Below are 19,591 nucleotides of genomic sequence, written 5' to 3' on the forward strand. Positions count from 1 at the left end.
CTATCTGCGTGCCGATGTGGAAAATCCTGGAAAGACAATCCCATCCCCAAGCGGGAGGGTCGGTATGGTCCAGGCAGCCGGAAGCCACGATGGTCTTGTCAATGGCGCTGCTGCCGACTACCGATCCGTTCGACAGCTGAATGATTCGCTCTAGGTGCGGAATATCGATCTCATATTGATCATGCGTGGCGTAGTTCCACAGGATCAATCTTCCATCGATGACGCGGAGAAAGATGGACGGTGTCAAGCAAACCTCCCGGAATAAACAGGTGTTGCAAGGTATGCGCCCCGGCTCGGACTTGCCGCCCTGCCGGGGCGGAGTGCCGTCAGATCACGCGTCGGGTCACGGGAGCGGAATAGATGTTGTTGTAGGCGTCGTTCGATTGATAGGAGAGCGTCGGTTCGAGGGCAATCTTTTTCATGAGAACTCCATGGTTGGTTCGCAGCAAAAGCGCTGCAAAACAACGATAGATAAAGCCACTTGGATTTGGCAATGTGTATTGAAAAATTCAATTGATTGAATTTCATTGGTTGAATTCGTGTATTCGTGATTATGGGATTCGATATTTTATAGTGCGTTCCATTATGCTATTTTGCTTGTCAAAACGCGGAAATGCAGTGCATATCTCGAAAAAGCATATGTCGTTATGAGCTTTGCGCGAGAAATCGGTGATTTGTATTGTAAGTCTTCTTGCTGTAACGTACTAAGGCGCTGATTCGATTCATGATTACGTCATGGCGAGTTACTTGAATGCGTTTCAATTGAGTATGAAAACGTTTCACGGAACCTTCGCGGTGGGTCAGGTGTCGATCAAGTAGCTTCTGAGCAGAAAAAAAGACAGAGTGGCCGGCATTTATAAAAATAAGATAGGGATCAATTTTGGCCAAGTCAATTCTCCCATCTCCTATGTGTTTCGCTGCCGCGAGTGCGCTCGCGCCACGGATTGAAACGGGAAATGCATTAAGGATACCGACCTTCGCGCCGCAAATATGACATCTCCACAAACTTCCGAATCCGTTGTCGAGTTACCTAGGATTGAGTTGATCACCGTTGCTGAGCTTCGTCGCCTGATTCGCTGTCTTCGGTGCCCGTATGACACAGATATTCATTATGATCACAGTGGCTCCTGGGTGATCAAGTTTGCGATTGAAGGCCGACAATATGCGCTCGCGACCGTACGCGGGGCGATACGGCGCTGGCGCCAACTCGAGCCTGTGTTGGCTTTCCTGCAGGCTCATTGCAGCCGCAGTCGCGAAGTTAGATTACACGCGGGATCCTGGACGTTTTCGCGGGATTGCCCGCACGACAAAACGCCGTACGTCCTCAGCACGCGAAGGGAGCCCCAGAGCAAGGCGGCCGAGGAGGGCGCGCGCGCCGCTGATGACGAACACAAAGGGAATATCAAGGAGTTTGGTTAATAGGGAGCCAAGAAGGAAGTCGAGGACCATCAATGCAGGCTGCAAGCCGGCTGATTTCCCGCATGCGGGAAACCCGGCCGGGCCGGCTTTCCTGTGCTGCGATCATGCTTTGAGCTTGCGCATTTCCTCAGCAAGCATCCACAGTGCGCGATTGAGTTTCACGGACTGGTCGATGCCCTGTACCGGGCGCGTGGTCACGCGCTTGCCGGTTGCATTGCGGCCACGCAAGCCACCCCGAACCATATTTTCCTGGGCACAGTTAAAAACCGTCCACAGGTCGGTGGGCAGATCCTCGGCGCGGCGCGGCTTGAGCAATTGCGATTCCGTCACGGGTGCCGATGTGGTGCCGTCTTCCTTTTCGTCATAACGCAGCGCCAGCGCGGCGCGAGCGAATACCTGTTGTTCGGCTTCGTCCAATTTCACGCCCTGCATGCCTTCCTTGACCTCGCGCACCAGGTCGAAGCCGTCGAGTACGTCGAACGCGCCCTGCACCACATCGGAGATGATGTCGCCCTTGTGCGGGACGCGGATGTCTGCCACGGTGTTGCCGCACACAAGACCATTCTTGCAAACAAAGCGGTACATGCCCGCCATCATCTGATAGCTGCTGGTGCCGTCGTGCGAGTTGATGAGAATGATCTCGTTGGCCTCGCGCGCCTCGACCTGACCGGCATGGCGCAGGCGGAGCATGTGTTTCGTATGCTCGCGCCGTCCTTCGTCGCGCACACGGGTCTGACAAGCCATGAAGGGCTGAAAACCTTCCTTGCGCAGCTCGTTGAGTACAGAAATCGTCGGAATGTAGCTGTACCGGTCGGAGCGGCTGTCGTGCTTGTCTTCGCTGAAAATCGAAGGGGCCACAGCGCGGATCTGGTCATCATCCAACGGCGTGGCCGATTGGATGGAGGGGGAAAAGCGGGCGAAGCGAGTGCCAAGTTGCATGGTGATCTCTCCAGTGGGTACGGAATTGGGGGGGGCAGCGCACGGCCGCCGTGAGGCTGCGAGGGGAATGCCGACGGGGATTCCCGGCTTGTCGTCAGTAGCCGAGCCAATCGCGGACGGCGCCAGCATTCGGCTCGATGGCTTCCCAGTGCTCCAGAACCCGGCCATCACGGTCGATCTCAACGGCGAGCGCGGAGATGTTTCCTTCGGGCAGCAGCCGTGCCGGAATGTTGTGCAGTTTGATGAAGGCAACCAGCTTGGCGGAGCGCGGCCATGCCTCCAATTGCGCGCGGGTCGCCTGATCCTGACCATCCTCCCAAGCCGCCACCAGGTCAGGCTCGTCGGCAAACATGACCGGCACGTCGAATTCCCCGGCTAGGTAGTCGCGGTAGCCCAGGCATTGGGCATCGGACAGGGCGACGCACATGTCCAGCTCATCGTTCTCGCTGTCGGGGAAGCTCGCGCACATCACCTTGGCGAGGGCGAAATCTGCGCGAATCGCCAGTCCACGAAGCGAAGGGGTTACGCCTGCTCTTTGGTGAGCCTCGGGGGGTGCGGGGGGAACGCCCGCGTTGTCGGTGGTGACGGGGGTGTGGATGGTCAGTGTGCTCATGGTTCGCCCTTTTCCTTTCGTTCAGTTGGTACTGCTCTTCGGAGCCGCCTCGGCGCATGGGGAGCACTGGGGCTGGTCAGTGCAAGGGCACGCCCGGAGGCCGCACGCGGAGCGCAGCCGCAGGCGAGCACCGAACGGGGGAGGACGTGGCGAAGCGCACCCTTGTGCTGGCCAGCCCCAGTGCTATGCGACGGAAAGAGGCGGAACCGAAGGGCAGTACCAATGCGCTTTGAACGAAAGGAAAAGGGCGCGGCGCACCGACGCGTCTTCCACAGCCCCGGCGCCACAGCGCGGGTCCGCCAGGACACGCGCTCCCCGTCGCGCACGCGGCGCCGAGCAGCGCCGGCCTTGGCCGGCAGGGCGCAGCCCCGGCAAGCGGCAGCGCGCAGTGACGGCGGGCCCGCCGTCACGGAGGCGTCAGGGATCGAGCCCGCAGGGGGGCGAGACTGGTGTGAGCCAGGTTCGATGCATAGCACGAGAGCCTGGCCCGTAGCGCAGCGAAGGGAATGCCCTATCTCGTGAGCCGGCGAACTGCTGAAGTGTTGGCAAGGACCTGCAGTGCACGCACGGCATAATGGCGTGCGTGAGATTGGCGTGTTGCAAGCGTGGTGGCTGGTGCGCGGGTTGATCAACCGTCGCGCGATCGCGCGCGAGTACTGAGAGGGGAGGCGCTCGCCATAAATGTGCTAACTCTAATCCTGTGCGGGGGTGTTGGCGCATACGCTGACGCCGCCCGTATCGCAGGCCAAGCCTGTGAGCGCAGCTACGACGTGCTGACGAATCGCTCCGATTCCCGACTGCAGTAAGGCAGGGCGACCGTTGGGAGCATTGCAGTTGATCCTGGCAGTCACCAAGCTACGTGCATGCCAGGGAGCTCACCCAACTGCTTATTGCTTGCGAAGGCTTCAGAGTAATGTTAAATGACTCGGGACAGCCGAGACCAAACAGCACGTATGCATTTAGATTTCGATCTAGCCACGGTAATTTTTCTCCATGACACGTCCTTGCTGACCGGGGCTGTTGTGATTTTCTATAGCCGCAAGAGAACCACCACCCGTTGGCCTCGGCACACTTGCTGCCGGGTTACTTGCCTTGGCAGTCGGCGCTGCGCTGGCCGCAGTCGGGGAGCTAGCTGCATTGCCCTACGTTCTGTGGACGCATTTGAGCTTGCTGATGGGAACAGTGGGGTATGCGCTGATTTGGGACGGTATGCGTCGTCTGAGTGGGCGTCGCCAGATCCTGTATTGGCTTGTAGCACTAATACCAACTGGATGGCAGGGGATTGATAACCCGCGCGGGAGGCGATTACAAGGCAATCACGCTGGCGCTTCAATACCAGTGGCTGGACCGTTGAAGCCGCCGCGCCGCACGCTTAGCTCTCCTCGATCTTCGCCTCGATGCGCCCTTCACGGATCGCGGCAATGAAGGCACGGTAGTCGCTCCGGTTCTGCGAGCAGTACTCAGTGGCGAACTCGCAGATCGCATCGTCGAAGGTTTGCCCGGAACCCATGTACCCCGCGATCATCGCCGCGTCGCCAGACCGCGCATGTGCGCGGGCCAGCGCGTGGGCGCACATCCGGCCGTACTGCCTCAGCAGGCCGGCATCCCAGTCCTCGATCACGGCGGACATCTTCATGTCGCGCATCTGGCGGATATAGAAATCGCGCCCGCTCTTGCCGCGGGTCCAGCCCAGGAAGACGTCGCTGGCGGACTGCATCAGCCGCTGGCCGACGATGACGCGCTGGCCGTGGTTGGGATATACGCTCCTGCCGGCGTACGGCTCCAGTACTGACGCCCGTGCCTCCTTCACCTGCAGGAACAGCGGATCGTTGTCGGCCGCCATGAACAAGCCCACCCCGCACATCGTGGCGACGCTGCCGACGCCGACCACCTTGATGGCCATGTCGAAGAAATGGAAGCGGTCGAACAGCACCCGCGTATGGTCGGCCAGACTCTCGCGATACGCCGCAATGGCTTCCTCGTAGCCCGAAGCCAACCCTGGGGCGAGGTCTTCCAGCGGATGGAAGATCAGCGGCGGCTCATCCTTGATGCGCGGCATCTGCCCCTCCGCCGAGGCAAGCTTGGGATACATGTGCTCGGGCACGGACTTGTGCCGCTCCGCCTCGATGCGCTCCGCCAGCCGCTTGCGCGCCACCGCGACGATGTTGGGGTCGCCAGAGCGGTCCTCATACTTCTGCAGGTCGATGCGGTCGTACCAGACGTCGAGCGCGCGCATCCAGCCGTAGTTGTACATCCGTTCGCGGTATTCGCGCACGGCGCCCGTCACCACACGGGCGGCATCGCTCTTCGGCAGTGCGAGGTGCTCCGCCGCGATGACGATGCTGGCCGCCAGCCGCTTCAGGTCCCATTCGAAGGGTGCCGGGAGCGTCTCGTCGAGATCGTTGATGTCGAAGATGATGTTGCGCTCTGGCGTGGCGAAGCCGCCGAAGTTCATCAGGTGCGCGTCGCCGCAGGCCTGCACGCGGATGTCACTCGTGGGCGCGCCCGCCAGGTCGGCTGCCATGACCGCCGCCGCGCCCCGGTAGAAGGCGAAGGGCGAGGCCGACATGCGACCGAAGCGGATGGGGACCAGTTCCATCATCCGGCCGGCGTTCGATTCTTCCAGCATCGTCACCGGGTCGCGACGGTCGGGGGCTGGCGTCCAGCCAGATTGAGAAGAGCGCGGCACCGTGTCGCGCAGGGCCCGGCCCCGGGCGGCACGCTCGTCGGCGGTCAGGTAGGCGGACGCGGGGGCGCTTTCGCCGTTGCGAAGGGTCTTGTCTGCCTTGGCCATGGTGCATCCTTCGTTATTGCTGTTGTGCCGGCATCGGCCTGGCGGCATTGCCGGACCCGTGCTGGAATTCATCGACCGCATCGGCCACGGTGAGACGGCGGCCGATATGCCCGACCTGCGCTTCCAGCCCCTCGGCGCGCAGCATGTCGCGTGCGGCCGCGTGCGCACCGACGATGCGCAGCGCGATAGCGGCCGCCCCCAACTCGTCGACGAGGGTCGAAAGCATTCGCGCGCCGGCCAGGTCGACGACGGGGCTGAGGGAGAGGTCGCAGATCGCCAGTCCCACCGGCCCGGCCCCCGTCTGTATGTGCCGGAGGATCGCCGTGCGCACGTGGTCCACGTTGAAATAGAGCAGCGACGCCTCCGGACGCAGGACCAGCACGCCCGCAGCTGGCTGGTTCTCCGGATGGCGCTCCATGTCGGAAAAGATCTGCGTACCGGGAATGCGGCCGAGCACAGCCACGCGCGGGTGGGCGGTGCGGCGGATCAGCAGCAGCATCGACACCAGCACCGCCACGATCACTCCTTTCAGGATGCCCAGCAACAGTACGGCGGCGAACGCCACCATCGACACCGCAAACTCGAAACGGCTCACGCGCCAGACGTGGCGCAGCTCGGCAATATTGATCAGCCCCTTGACCGCCACCAGCACGATGGCAGCGAGCACCACGTTGGGCAGGTTGGCAAGCAGTCCAGTCAGGAACATCAGGCACAGGCCGATCGTCACGCAGGCGAATACCAGCGCGAGCGGCGTGCGGGCGCCGGCCTTGTCGTTGACGGACGACTGCGACAGGCCCCCCGCGACCGGAAAGGCCTGGAACAGCCCTGCTGCCAGGTTCGCCGCGCCGAGCGCGAGCAGTTCCTGCCGCGGGTCGATCTCGTCGCCGTGCGCCTGCGCGAGCGCGCGCGCCGCCGACACGCTCTCCACATAGGACAGCAGCAGGCAGGCAAACGCCAGTGGGATCACCCCGTCTACATCGCTCGGCCGCAGGCCAGGGAGATGGAACGCTGGCAGCCCTTGCGGCAGTGCACCAACGACCTTGAAGCCCAATGCGCCCAGCGGCGTCACCGACAGGACGATGACGGAAAGCACCACCACGAACAACGCCACGGGGCGCCCCGGCAGGTACTTCTCGCCCAGCAGCAGAACGGCCAGCGCGGCCAGTCCGAAGACCAGCACGGCCAGGTTGGTGTCAGGAATCTGTCCGCCGAGAATGGCGATGCGGTCGAAGAAGGACTCCCCGCCGCCCTTGACCCCGAACAGCTTGGGAAGCTGGGTCAGTGCGATGGTCAGCGCCGCGCCAGCCTTGAAGCCGAGCAGAATCGTCTCGCTGATGAAGTTCACCAGCGAACTCAGCCGTAACAGCCATGCCACCAAGCACATGACCGCGATCAGCAGCGCCGTCAGCGCCGCGATGGACGCCCAGCGCCCCGGATCGCCCCCCGCCATGCCCGCTACCGTGACGCCCACCAGCATCGAGATCGCTGAAGTCGGTCCGATGGCGAGCTGGCGCGACGAGCCCAGGAGCGCGTAGGCGAGGCCGCCGGCCAGGTAGCAATAGATCCCGTACTGCGGCGGCAGGCCGGCGAGCGACGCATAGGCGAGGGAAACAGGAATGCCGTAGGCGGCCAGCGTCACGCCCGCGATCATGTCGTGCCGCAACCACTGCGCCTGGTAGGCAGGCAGCCAGCGGCCAGGGGGAAACACCCCACGCCATCCGCGGACGCCAGTGGTCTCGTCCTGGATGCCGACACCGGTCTCCGGGCCATTGGCCTTGGAAGCGTTTCTGCCCACGGTGCCTCTCCTTCTGCGATGCCCTTACGTGCCACGCGACCTGTCCCAAGCCGGGCGCCCTCCCGAGGCCATCGCACCCGTCCTTCTGAAGGAAGTAAAGGCGATTGGCCTATCAATAGATATAAAACTAGCTGCTCTATGGGCGTTCGGATTGACCCACGTCATGATGCCCCGGGTGAGCGTTCGAAACACTTACCCGCCGGTAGGCGGGCGAAGGTGGGGATGCGGGCTTCTCGGCCACCCCGGTGCCTGCCTCGCCACCAAAAAAAGAAGGTCAGCCGAGGTAGTCCCAGGCAGCCGCGAAGGCAAAGAAGTCCCTTGGCAATTGATTCTGGATCAATCCTGAGAATTGCTCACCGTTCCTGGCATACATGAGGCCTCGCATGATCACGGTCAAGTGCGCCTGCCTGCAGAGACGGCGGGACGGCCGGACCCAGCTCGGAGACAGCCGTTCAAGCGCGGATAGCGTGGTCAGCAGCACCAGGACGCACGTTGCAGCACTTCTTGTCGGCTTGGTCATGGATTCGACTCTCCCTATTGACAGGATAGTGGCTCTGACCCTGACGAAAGCGCTCTCGGAGATCTCTCTCTTGTTAGTTCCATACCGTTTCCGCAATATCCGGAGGCAGGAAGGGCTGAGTCGACTGACAACGCGCCGGAAATGATCCATGCATGCAGGTCCGTTATCTGGACGAAGCTGCCATTCAAATGTCCGCGTTGAGAAGCGGGCCAGTGTCCGTAGATGGCCGCTCTCGGCCGGATGCCCACCGGCCGGCCGCGGCTGACAGCAGCGATGCTGGTGCTCGAGGCGGTCTTCGAAGCGGATCTTCCATTCGAGCAGTACGCCTACCGGCCGGGCCGCAATGCCCAGCAGGCGGTAATCGCGGTGGAAGAATTGCGCTTCTGTCGCAGTAAGCGAGCGAGGGCAAGCAGCCCCCTGGGGTACAGCTGGCCTATGCTGCCAGTGAATAGAATTGCTCTGCAGCGGACGAATTGCTCCCTTCGCGGCACTGCATCTGGCCCTTAGCAATCATGTGCATGAGCTCGATGCCGCCCAGCAGGATGCGCGCGCAGCGAAAGTCCTTGAATCCCAGCATCGGTCGAGTCAGGCGCTTGATGGCCCGATGGTCCTGCTCGGCGATGTTGTTCAGATATTTGATCTGCGGGATGGCGATGGGAGCTTTCCGTTCGGCGTTGATGTCGTGCAGGGCCGCCAAGTTGGCCGGACTGCCGTCGATGGTCACCGAGTCGGGCTGACCGTGGTGCGCGATGGCCTTCTCGAAAAAGCGCCGCGCCGCGGCCTTGTCGCGCTGGGCGCGCAGTAGAAAGTCGATGGTATGGCCCGCCTTGTCGACCGCTCGGTAAAGGTACTTCCATTGGCCACGTACCAGGATGTTGGTCTCGTCCATGCGCCAGCTTTTTCCCACTGGGCGCTTGCGAAGGCGAAACCCCTTGTTCAGCGCCGGCAGCAACTTGAGCGCCCAGCGGTGCACGGTCGAGTGATCAACCGAGATGCCACGCTCGGCCATCAATTCTTCGAGATGGTGCAGGCTCAGCGGATAGGCGACGTACCAGCGCACGCAGGTCAGCATCACGTCCAGCGGGTAGTGCAGACGTTTCAATACCTTTGCACCTTCCGGGTTCATGACTGGAGTCCACATGTGCTGAATTCGACTCCGGCCATTCTACCGGACGCTTACTGCGACAGAGCCTCCCGCTGGCATCATCCCGTCTCTTGAGGTCAGCGCTCCCGGTAAGGGCCGTTGCTTCGAAGTCCCTGAGCACCTGCAACAGCGATTGTGCGAGGGATTGCCCTTGCTGGCGAACAACCTGCGAGAGCGTCACCGCTAGTCGATCAGCTTGCCCTGCGCGTCAAAGAACGGATGCGCTGCCCCATAGTCCCCGATCGCTGCCGCATGCGTCACGAGTCCGTGCGCCGGATGCCACCAGTGCAGCAGGTAGCCCGGCGGCTCCATGCGAAAGCGCGAGGGCGCCTGCGGGTCCAGGTTCAGCGCCACCTGGTGTGCCGGCCCGGGCGCGGTGATCGCGACCGTGCCACCGAAGCGGCGAGTGATGTGCCGATGCAGATGGCCGCACAGCACGCGTTCCACTTGCGGGTGGCGGCGCACGATGGCTTCGAGCGCGTCGGCGTTGGCCAGGCCCTGCTCGTCCATGTGGCCGATGCCGGTAAAGAACGGCGGATGGTGCAGCAACAGCAGGGTGGGGCGGGCCGGGGCGGCAGACAGTGCGGCTTCCAGCCACGGCAGCGCGGCGGGATCGACGCGCCCGCCGGGCTGGCCCGGCACGGTGCAGTCGAAGGCCACCAGCCGCAGCGGGCCCGCGTCGATGCTGTAGTGCACCGGGTCTTCGCCGCTGCCGGTGGCAAACAGGTAGTCGTGATCGGCAAAGACGCGGCGTAGCGCGCCGCGGCTGTCGTGATTCCCCGGCAGCAGCCGCACGGGCATGGGTAGCCGCTGCAGGATCTGGCGCAGGAACTGGTATTCGCTTTCGGCGCCGAAGTCGACCAGGTCGCCGGTGACGATCACGGCGTCGGGCTGTTGCGGGGCTGCCAGCAGGGTGTCGATGCAGCGGTGCAGCGCACCCGCGGTGTCAACCAGCCGGTACGACAGCTTGCCGCCGGCCTTGATGTGGAGGTCGGTGATGTGGGCGACCAGGTAGGGGGCGGTGTTCATGCTGCCAGGGCTTCGGGAAGGGTGATGAGGTGGCCGGTGTCGACGCGCAGGCCGACGCGGTCTCCGGCATGCCAGTTGTCGCGGCGCGTGGTGTCGACGATGAGCGGCGCGGCGGCGCCAACTTCCACCAGCAGGCGCGTGCAGTTGCCCAGGAACAGGGCCGTGACCACGCTACCGTGCAGATGGGCGTTGTCCGCGTGCACCAGCGCCACGTCTTCGGGGCGGAACATCAGGTCGGCGCGCTGCACTGGCGCGGATTCGTGCGTCCGGGGCACGACGCCGCCAGGCACGCGCCAGGCGCCGTTCTCGGCAGCGGCGGGCAGGCGGTTCATGGTGCCGATGAAATCCGCCACGAAGGCATTGGCCGGCGCGCGGTAGATGTCCTGCGGCGTGCCCGTCTGCGCGATGCGGCCCTTGTCCATTACGATGATGCGGTCGCCCAGCGCCATGGCCTCGGCCTGGTCATGCGTGACATAGACGGCGGTGATGCCCAGGCTGCGCAGCAACTGGTTGATGTCTGCGCGCAGGGCGTCGCGTAGCTTGGCGTCGAGCGCGGTCAGCGGCTCGTCCAGCAGTAGTACGCGCGGCTGCACGGCAATGGCGCGTGCGAGCGCCACGCGCTGGCGCTGGCCGCCCGAGAGCTGGTCCACTCTGCGGTCGGCGAAGGGTTCGAGATGCATCATCGCGAGCATGTCGTCGACCCGCCGGCGGCGCGTAGCGGCGTCCACGCGCCGCACGCGCAGCCCGTAGCCGATGTTCTCGGAGACGGTCATATTGGGGAACAGCGCGTAGCTCTGGAACACCATGCCCACGCCGCGCTGCTCGATCGGCAGCGCGGTCACGCAGGTATCGCCGAACCAGACTTCGCCGCCCGCATCGGGATACTCCAGCCCGGCGATGATGCGCAGCGTGGTGGTCTTGCCGCAGCCGGACGGGCCTAGCAGCACCACGGTTTCCGCGGCGCCGATGTCGAGATCCAGCGGCTGCAGCGCCAGCGTGCCGTTGGCAAACGTCTTGCCGCAATCGCGCAGCCTGATGGTGGTGGGTTCATGCATGACGGGTCTCGGTATGAGAGTTGGCCGGTGTGGCGGCAACAGCAGGGGCGTGCGCCGCTTCGGGAACGTACTTGCGGGAACGCGCGCCCAGCGCGCTGAGCGCCTGCATCAGCACCAGCAGCGGAATGATCATGACGAAGAAGACGATGGTGTATGCCGAGCCGATCTCCAGCCGCATCGAGGCATAGCTGTCGGCCAGGCCCACAGGCAACGTCTGGGTGGTGGGCGTGTGCAGCATCCAGGTCAGGTTGAATTCGCCCACAGACAGCGTGACCACCATGAGCGCGCCGGCCAGGATGCCCTGGCGGCAATTGGGCAGCACCACGGTAAAGAAGCGCTGCAGGCGGCTGGCGCCAAGGCTGGCCGCCGCGTCTTCGAGCGTGCCGATATCGATGGCGGAAAGGATGGCCAGCACCGAACGCACCATGAAGGGCAGGGTGAACAGCACATGGCCGATCAGGATAAACAGCCAGCTCGTGCGCAGCGCGTGCCAGGTGCCGTAGAGCAGGATCAGGCCAAGCGCGGTCGCGAGGCCCGGAACGGCCACTGGCAGCATCAGCAGTTCCTCGATCAGCCGGGTGATGCGGTTGCGCCGCAGCGCCATGCAGTACGCGGCCGGCACGCCCAGCACCAGCGTGCAGGCAAGGCAGGCCAGCGCGATCACCAGCGACAGGAAGATGGTATTGCGATAGAGCGACCAGACTTCCGCGAGCCAGCGCGTGGTCAGGCCGCTTTCCAGGCCGACGAAGATATTGTTGGTCAGGCCAGCCAGCACGGAGAGTACTACCGGCACGGTCATGAAGGCGCAGACCGCCAGCGTGAGCGCCAGTTGCAGCCAGTAGCCGGGGCGGCGATGGGTTGGGGTCATGGGTTGGCTCCTAGGCGGTCGCGGCCACGGCGTCGCCGGAGAACCAGCGCGCGACCGCCAGCAAGGCCCAGGTGACGGTGCCCAGCAGGATGGACAGCGCGGCGGCCATGCCGAAGTTGGCGTAGTTGGTGAACTCGTTGTAGATGGTGAGCGGCAGCACATCGAGTTGCGTGGCCAGCGTGAAGGCGGTACCGAACGCGCCCATGCTGGTGGCAAAGCAGATCGCGCCGCTGGAGATCATGGCCGGCATCATCGCGGGCAGCATCACGTCGCGCACCACGTGCCAGGGACTGGCGCCCAGCGAGCGGGCAGCTTCTTCCAGCGAGGCGTCGAGCTTCTCCACGGCCGCCATCACGGTCAGGATCACGCGTGGGATCGAAAAGTACAGGTAGCCGACGAACAGCCCCGCCAGGCCGTAGGCAAAGGTCCAGCGCTCGCCGGCCACCTTGTCGCCGACCATGGCCACCAAGCCATTGCGGCCGCCGAGCATGATGACCATGAAGCCGATCACCACCCCGGGAAACGCCAGCGGAAAGGTCAGCATGGCCACCAGCACGGACTTGCCAGGCACCGCGTTGCGCTGCAGGAAGGTGCCGGCAATGCCGGCAATCACGAGCGTGACCAGTGTCACGGCGGCCGACAGCAGCACGGTGACCACCAGGCTGTGCAGGTAACGCGGACTGGTGACCACGGTCCAGTACACGCCCGCGCCTTGCTCGCCGTTGATGCTGACCGCCAGGAGCCGCGCCATCGGCAGGCAGAAGAAGGCCAGGAAGACCACCAGTGCCGGCAAGGCGAACAGGAAGAGGGAGGGGGATCGGTTTGTCATGGCAGCGACGGGGTGATGGGGTGGTGGGCGATGGCTTGGGTGATCCGCCCGGTTGTCTCCCCCTTTGCGGGGAGACAACCATCAGGCGGGAGACACCATCGCCAGTCGTGAGCGCACCTGTCAGCGCACCTCCTTCAGATACTGCTCGCTGAACGCCTTCTGCACGTCGGCCATCTTGCCGAAGTCCACCGCCTTGGCCCGTGCGTATTCGGTGGCCGGCAGGAAACGCGCCTGTACTTCCTTAGGCACCACGCCGGCGCGCACCGGGCGCAGGTAGGCGTTGGCCCACAGCGCCTGGCCGGCGTCGGACAGCACGAAGTCGAGCACCTTGCGGCCTTCGGCCTCATGCGGCGCCTTGTTGACCAGGCTCATCACGTAGGGAACCACCACCGAGCCCTCCTTGGGGATCACGAAGGCAACGTTGGCGTGGTCCTTGTAGCGGGCGCGATAGGCGTTGAAGTCGTAATCGAGCAGGATAGGGATTTCACCGGACAGCACACGCGCATAAGCGGTCTGCTTGGGCACGATCGGCTGGTTCTTCTGCAGGTCCTTGAAATACTTGAAGGCCGGGCCGAAGTTGTCGAGTGTGCCGCCCATGGCCTGGTTGACCGCCACGGCACCCACGTAGCCGACGAAGGCGCTGGCGGGGTCGAGATAGCCGACCAGGCCCTTGTACTCGGGCTTGAGCAGGTCGGCCCATGACTGCGGCACCGGCTTGCCGCGCAGCGCGTCGACATTGACCATGAAGCCCAGCGTGCCGGAATGGATGGCGAACCAGTTGCCCTGCGGGTCTTTCAGGCCGTCGGGAATGTCGTTCCAGTGGGCGGGCTTGTAGGCGGCGGTCACGCCGTCCTTTTTGGCCTGGATGCCGAAGGTCACGCCGTAGTAGACCACGTCGGCCACCGGGCTGGCTTTCTCGGCGACCAACTGCGCCAGCGACTGGCCGGAGTTCTTGTTGTCCAGCGGCACGGCAACGCCGGTCTTTTCCTTGATGGCGCGGATCTGTGCCGCCCAGTCGGCCCATTCGGGCGGGCAGTTGTAGCAGATCGCGGTCTGGGCGGCCACGCCCTGGCTGAACGCGGCGGCGCTAAGCGCCAGGGCAATCCAGCGCAGCGGGCGGCGCCAGGAAGGAATAGGTTGCATGAGAGGCTCCTTGGTTGAGGACAGGGGTGGGGAATGCAACATGCGCAGGCGGCTACGGTGACGGCGGAGCGGCCACGGTGCCGTTGACGCGCAGTGCGTGCGGCAGCAGCGTGACGCGCGGCAGCGCCGTCGAGTCTCGTCCGCCATCGCGCAGCCGGGCAAGCAGCCGACCGACGGCGCTGGCGCCGATCTCCGAATTGGGTTGCACGACGGTGGCCAGCAGCGGTTCGACCGCGCTGCCCAGCGCGATACCGTCATAGCCGAGCACGGAGATGTCGCGCGGCACGCTCAGGCCGAGGCGCCTGAGGTCGGAGATCACGCCGATGGCCAGCAGGTCATTGGTGCAGAAAAAGGCGGTGGGCGCATCGTTTGCCAGGACCAGCGCGCGGATCTGATCGGCATTGCTGGCGGTGTGCGATGGCAGGCAGACCGGCGCGGCGGGCATTAGCCCGTGCGCGCGCATGGCGTCCTGATAGCCGGCAAAGCGCTGGCGCGCGCGGTCCGAGGCGACGAAGGCGCCCGATACCACGGCGATGCGGCGATGCCCGGCGGCGATCAGGGCCTCCACGCCGGCACAGGCGCTGCGCCGGTTGTCCACCGATACCGAATGACGCCGGCTGCGCGGTCCGGCCTGGTTGTACGCCAGCACGTAGGGCACGCCCTCGCCGTCGAGTTGATCCAGCACCGTGCTGCGCGCCGCGTCGGCCACGGTCAGCACCATACCGTCCACGCGATGGCGCAGCAGGTACTCCACACGCTCGCGTTCGCGCGCCGGATCGTAGCCGCTGGTGACCAGCATCAGCGAATAGCCGCCCGCCAGCGCCGCTTCCTCGATGCCGTGCCAGCATTCGGCGAACACTGCGTTTTCCAGCGTTGGCAGCATCACGCCGATCATGCGGGTCTGCTGGGCGCGCAGCTTGCTGCCCAGCAGGTTGGGGCGAAAGCTGAGCCGGCGCGCTGCCTCGCGCACGCGCTGCGCTGTGCTGTCGCGCACCAGGTGCGGGCTGCTGAACACGCGCGATGCGGTGGCGAGCGACACCCGCGCGGCTTGCGCCACGTCGATCAGGGTGGCGCCACCTGTCGTGTCGGGCCTGCCCGCCGCTGGATCCTTGCGATTCACGCTTGCAGCTCCGGATGAAAACGTTTTCATTGAAGGCGGAAAAAAGGGGGCGTCAAAACATTCCGTCGCTGCACTGCCGCAGAAGCCGGCTGGCGGACGGGTGCCTGCACCCTGTCTGGACGGCATTCTGAGTGGCGTGGATGACAGGGGGATGACATCCGGGTGCAAGGGTCGGTGCCGGGCCCGCTTGGCGACCGGGGGAAGTCGCCCGACACGACGTGAGTCGGCGGCCGAAGCGTTTTGGGGTACGTCTCCAGTTGCGCGGTACGGCCGAAGACCGCCCTGGAGCGGTGTGCCATTGCAATGCCAGGGCAGATTGGGGCGGGCAGGGTGGCACGCAGAACTGGCTGCAGCGGGTTTTCCATGCCGGTAGATAGTGGTGCATTTCCAGGCCCCGATTACGGAGCAGACGATGGCTGCTCAGCCGTTACACGACGAAGCCTGGCGGCCAGAACGGCCGCATGCACTGCTAGAATTGTGCGACTTGGTTCGAAGACGTTGCCAAGATCAACGGCGATGATGAGACAATGAATCGGAGGCAATCCAATTTGACGTGGCGCCCCGGATCCTGGCCAGTAGTGCAGCGCCTGGGCCTGCTGCGCGGCGCACGGACGGTTTGCGATGACGCGCAAACGTACGCTAACTCAAGTCCCGCGGCCGACGGCCCCGCAGCGCGGCGGCCGCGACAACTACCTTGACACACGCCGGAACAGAATTCAAAAGAACCGGTCGCCACGACAATTTGCTCAGGGAAATCTCATTTCGTCGATGAGGCAAGATGAGAATCAATGAAAGAGGCCGTCATCCCACTGCCTACTGGCGTCGTCAACTCTCCTGAAGCATTCGTGCAGCGGCTGCCGAACGGTCCGGTTGCATGCGGCCTCATGGACCTTTTCGTTCAACCGGCGACTTCAGGAGGTGCGGCTGCATCCCGGTTCGCGGTGGCCGTCCAAGAACACCTCCGATCACGATGGCGATCGTGCCGCTTAGGACGAAGACGAGGGAAATTCCCAACAGGTTGGCTAGCGCCGCGCCTGCCAACGGTCCCAGTACCAGTACCGCGAGTTGCACGCTCCTGGCAGTGGCGCTGACAGTGCCGATGGACTCGAGCTGGCATTGTTGCTGCATGGCGACCACGAAGCTCATGGCCGTGAGTCCGTAGAAGCAGCCGTTCGCTACCCAGAATGCCAGCAGCAGCCAGACCGGCATGCCGATATTCGCCAATGCCAGCAATCCCGGGATCGCGACAGTCAAGCCAAAACCCGCCAGGCCGACGGTTGCCGTGCAATGCCTGCTTCCCGCATGAACCCGCTTGAAGATCAGGGCGCCAAGAATGGCACCGGCCGCAGTACTGCTGACGATCATGCCAAAGGTGCCTGCGGGCATACCTTTCTCCTTCAGGAAAAGCGCCAGCAAGGGGTCATACAAGCCCAGAATTGCCGTCTGGGAGACGGCAGCGCCGAAAGCCCGCCTGAACACCGCGTTGTCGCGCACCAGCAGGAACAGTGCATGGAGGTGGCGGCGTGCCTGCGTGCCGGCTTCACGCTTCGACATCCCGACATGCTTTCGCAGCGGGTACACACACAGGATGCCGGCCAGCCCCAATGTCGCGGACAGGCCGAATCCGGCCATCGGATGATGCAGGCTCGCCATGCCCGCTCCTACCAGCGGCGCACATATCTTGGTCAACTGATCGATGGTGGTCATGATGCTGGCGTTGGAAACAAGCTGTGCTTTCGACAGCATCGTCCGGACAATTACCTGCTCTGCGGGCATGGCGCCAAGGTTGGCCAGGCCTTTGAGGAAGACCAGCAGCACAAAGAAGTGAGTGTCAGGGGCGAAGAGCAGCAGAAGGGAAGTGAGAGCGCGCGCCAGGTAGCTGACGGCAAGCATGGCGACAGGATTGACGCGATCCGCGAGCGCGCCAAAGAACGGCCCGAGAACTAGTCCCGGCAGGCCATACAAGGCTGAAGCCACGCCGATGGTGGCCGCATCGGCATGCCAGTAGTACCCAAGCAGAGAAAAGACCAGCGTGAAGTCCACCCAGAGAATGGTCGAACTCAGCACGCGGGCGGCAGTAAGTGTGCGGTATCCCGGCACCGATTGCAGGTTGGTCATACGGTCATTGTGTTTGTGGACCTGCGGGGATCCCGACTGAACAGCACGCCCTCGATAGCGAAGCCATCCAGCCCCACGTTCTCCGCATAGCGTACAAGATCGGATGTCCGATTAATAAAGCCAGTACCGTTGAAGTTCAGCGACGTGTTGCATAGCACCCCGAAATGCGTCAGCGCCTTGAACTCGGAAAGCAGTCGATACAACAGCGGATTCTGTACGGCATTCACGGACTGGACCCGGGACGACCCGTCGACGTGGGTAACGGCCTGCAACCGGTCGCGGGATTTCACCTTGCAGAAATAGAGCATGTACGGACTCGGGCGTTCCAGATCAAAGTGGGTCGCGATCTCTTCCTCCAGGCAGACGGGGGCGATTGGCCGGAAGGATTCTCGTCGCTTGATCGTATTCAGCCGGTCGAGCATCGTCTCGTCGAACGGCGCAGCGAGAATTGAGCGGTTTCCCAACGCTCGTGGCCCCATCTCGGCACGGCCGGCAACCCATCCCAGTACGTTGCCACGCCGCAGCGCATCCGCGATGGCTCCCATTCCGCCAGGCATCCGCGTGAACGGCCCAAGCTTGCGCGCCGTCGCGTATCCCACGTCATCCACAAATGCCTGGCCGCAATAGACGTTCCAGTTAAGCTTTGCATTCCCTGTAAGGTGCCATTGCGCATCGGCTGCCGAGCCGAGTGCGGAACCGACGTCATTGGCACATGGAGGGATGAAAACATCGGAGAACAGCCCGGAATCCAGCCAGCGGCGATTCCATTCGCAGTTCAGTCCGCACCCGCCCCCAATCAGCAAGGGACGTTTCTCCCGCACCAGTGGTTCCACGGCCTGGAGGAACGTGTGAAAAATCTTGTCGGATATCAGGCGTGCCACCCGCCCTGCCTGCGCCGAGTCCGGCCCGCAATTGTAGACATCGAGATGCCGAAAATCGGACTTGTGAAGACGAGGCACGGCCAGTGGCCTGGCGAATATCTTGTCCAACAAGGCGGCTTCGTTGCGGGACGGGGTTGTCGGCGGCGAGAACGCCGCGAGCGCCATCAGCTTGCCTGCGTCGCTCAGGCGAATCTGCCCGCGTGCGAGTGAGAATGTTGGATCGACCAGACCGTAGGCAAACGCATAGCGGATACCCGGACCGACCATGATGTGAGCAAGGCGTTCCATGCCGAGCGACGCGTCGATCGAGTAGAACGCACCGATATGTCCCTCCCAGATCAGCGCGTAGCACGGTTCGCCTTGCGGGAAAGGAGACAGCGCGTATGCGCCCATCAGATGGGAACGCTCGTGCGACGAGCTGACCCATCTGACGGGCTGCCCGAAGCACTTGCTTTCCAATACAAGTGGAGGGTCAAGACCCAGGTATCCCGCCCCGATGGCGCGCCCCGTGGGATCGGCGCCGGTGGACCAGCCGCTGGTCACCAGGACGTCTGGCATCTCCGGCGTGTGTCGCATGGCATCGAGGAAGTCCGTGGCACCGATCGGTGCGTATCGCATGCCGGAGTCCTTTTCGGCTTCGAAGGAGAACTCGAGACGGCCGTCCGCAACATACGCCAGACTGCCATCGTGATCAGGCTTCATGGCGAGCAGGCGCATTACGACTCCTTAGCCGCGAGTTCCCGCAGCACGCTGAGCGCTTCCCGGGCGATGGCGCCATTTCCTTTCCCAGCCCCAAGGAAGAACATGACGGATTCTCTGTCGGTTTCGACGCCAAGCCGTTCGTTGATTTCGTGATCCAGGAAGTAACCCGTCGGCCACGATTGAATGCCGCGGGCAGCGCAGACAAGCTGGAACGTCTGCGTCAGGCAGCCAATATCGAGCAGTGCGACACGATAGGCGCGGGAATGGGGATACTTCCACCACATCTTGTCGAACCGGCAGGTCACAAAAACGCCGTACGACAGGTCATTGGCAAAAGTCTGCGCGCAAAGCAGCGGCCCGAGCTCGTCCGGCGCGAAGCCTTGCCGGACGACGGACAGCTCGTGTCGATGGGAGCGATAGTGATAGATGCCCGGCGCAAGACCGGAGACCCGCATGGCGACAAGGTAGGCTTCGCTCGGGTGAAGGCAGCCTCCAGATGGGGAGGTGCGCCGGTATCCGATCGGCATCAGTCCTTGCGCTTCGAGGTCCTCCCGCGTCTCGCCATGCACCGTGCCGAACGTGGCCCAGAGGGCGGTTGAGACTTCGCCAAGCGGAAGCGCTT

At 63.6% G+C, this 19,591-nt stretch carries 15 protein-coding genes and 1 pseudogene; all 16 read right to left on the reverse strand.

What is annotated here, in order from left to right:
* A pseudogene (locus tag ACW4E8_RS40275) lies at nt 1-247 on the reverse strand (hypothetical protein); the annotation flags it as partial.
* Between the two features lie 1,274 nt (nt 248-1,521).
* A complete protein-coding gene (locus ACW4E8_RS40280) occupies nt 1,522-2,358 on the reverse strand; it encodes a DUF932 domain-containing protein (protein WP_456809570.1) in 837 nt (278 codons plus the stop codon).
* Between the two features lie 94 nt (nt 2,359-2,452).
* Nucleotides 2,453-2,971 carry a hypothetical protein gene (locus tag ACW4E8_RS40285; RefSeq protein ID WP_456809571.1) on the reverse strand — a complete coding sequence of 173 codons (519 nt, stop codon included), beginning with the start codon at nt 2,969-2,971 and terminating at the stop codon, nt 2,453-2,455.
* A gap of 1,372 nt (nt 2,972-4,343) precedes the next feature.
* Nucleotides 4,344-5,765, reverse strand: coding sequence for a DUF2252 domain-containing protein (locus ACW4E8_RS40290; RefSeq protein ID WP_456809572.1), 1,422 nt, complete (start codon nt 5,763-5,765; stop codon nt 4,344-4,346).
* 13 nt (nt 5,766-5,778) lie between these two features.
* On the reverse strand, nt 5,779-7,512 hold the full coding sequence (locus ACW4E8_RS40295) for a SulP family inorganic anion transporter (RefSeq protein ID WP_456809584.1): 1,734 nt from the start codon (nt 7,510-7,512) through the stop codon (nt 5,779-5,781).
* Nucleotides 7,513-7,834: 322 nt separating this feature from the next.
* The gene (locus tag ACW4E8_RS40300; RefSeq protein ID WP_456809573.1) at nt 7,835-8,080 is read right to left on the reverse strand and encodes a hypothetical protein; all 246 of its coding nucleotides are present in this window, start codon (nt 8,078-8,080) and stop codon (nt 7,835-7,837) included.
* 433 nt (nt 8,081-8,513) lie between these two features.
* Nucleotides 8,514-9,206, reverse strand: a complete 693-nt coding sequence (locus ACW4E8_RS40305) for an IS6 family transposase (protein WP_456809574.1) — start codon at nt 9,204-9,206, stop codon at nt 8,514-8,516.
* Nucleotides 9,207-9,407: 201 nt separating this feature from the next.
* Nucleotides 9,408-10,253 (reverse strand): phosphodiesterase, encoded by an 846-nt coding sequence (locus tag ACW4E8_RS40310; protein ID WP_456809575.1) that lies wholly within the window; start codon nt 10,251-10,253, stop codon nt 9,408-9,410.
* Nucleotides 10,250-11,308: an ABC transporter ATP-binding protein gene (locus ACW4E8_RS40315; protein WP_456809576.1), complete on the reverse strand. Its 1,059-nt coding sequence runs from the start codon at nt 11,306-11,308 to the stop codon at nt 10,250-10,252. The genes ACW4E8_RS40310 and ACW4E8_RS40315 overlap by 4 nt, the downstream gene beginning before the upstream one ends.
* A complete protein-coding gene (locus tag ACW4E8_RS40320; RefSeq protein WP_456809577.1) occupies nt 11,301-12,176 on the reverse strand; it encodes an ABC transporter permease in 876 nt (291 codons plus the stop codon). The genes ACW4E8_RS40315 and ACW4E8_RS40320 overlap by 8 nt, the downstream gene beginning before the upstream one ends.
* A 10-nt stretch (nt 12,177-12,186) precedes the next feature.
* Nucleotides 12,187-13,005 carry an ABC transporter permease gene (locus ACW4E8_RS40325; RefSeq protein WP_456809578.1) on the reverse strand — a complete coding sequence of 273 codons (819 nt, stop codon included), beginning with the start codon at nt 13,003-13,005 and terminating at the stop codon, nt 12,187-12,189.
* Nucleotides 13,006-13,125: 120 nt separating this feature from the next.
* Nucleotides 13,126-14,148 carry an ABC transporter substrate-binding protein gene (locus ACW4E8_RS40330; RefSeq protein WP_456809579.1) on the reverse strand — a complete coding sequence of 341 codons (1,023 nt, stop codon included), beginning with the start codon at nt 14,146-14,148 and terminating at the stop codon, nt 13,126-13,128.
* Nucleotides 14,149-14,200: 52 nt separating this feature from the next.
* A complete protein-coding gene (locus ACW4E8_RS40335; RefSeq protein WP_456809580.1) occupies nt 14,201-15,298 on the reverse strand; it encodes a substrate-binding domain-containing protein in 1,098 nt (365 codons plus the stop codon).
* Between the two features lie 852 nt (nt 15,299-16,150).
* The gene (locus tag ACW4E8_RS40340; protein WP_456809581.1) at nt 16,151-17,386 is read right to left on the reverse strand and encodes an MFS transporter; all 1,236 of its coding nucleotides are present in this window, start codon (nt 17,384-17,386) and stop codon (nt 16,151-16,153) included.
* Nucleotides 17,383-18,984: a carbamoyltransferase C-terminal domain-containing protein gene (locus tag ACW4E8_RS40345; RefSeq protein ID WP_456809582.1), complete on the reverse strand. Its 1,602-nt coding sequence runs from the start codon at nt 18,982-18,984 to the stop codon at nt 17,383-17,385. Before ACW4E8_RS40345 ends, ACW4E8_RS40340 begins: the two co-directional genes overlap by 4 nt.
* Nucleotides 18,984-19,591: SagB family peptide dehydrogenase (locus ACW4E8_RS40350; RefSeq protein WP_456809583.1), on the reverse strand; the 608-nt coding region annotated here is incomplete at its 5' end. The genes ACW4E8_RS40350 and ACW4E8_RS40345, both read right to left, overlap by 1 nt.

The sequence above is a fragment of the Cupriavidus sp. CP313 genome (assembly GCF_054072015.1).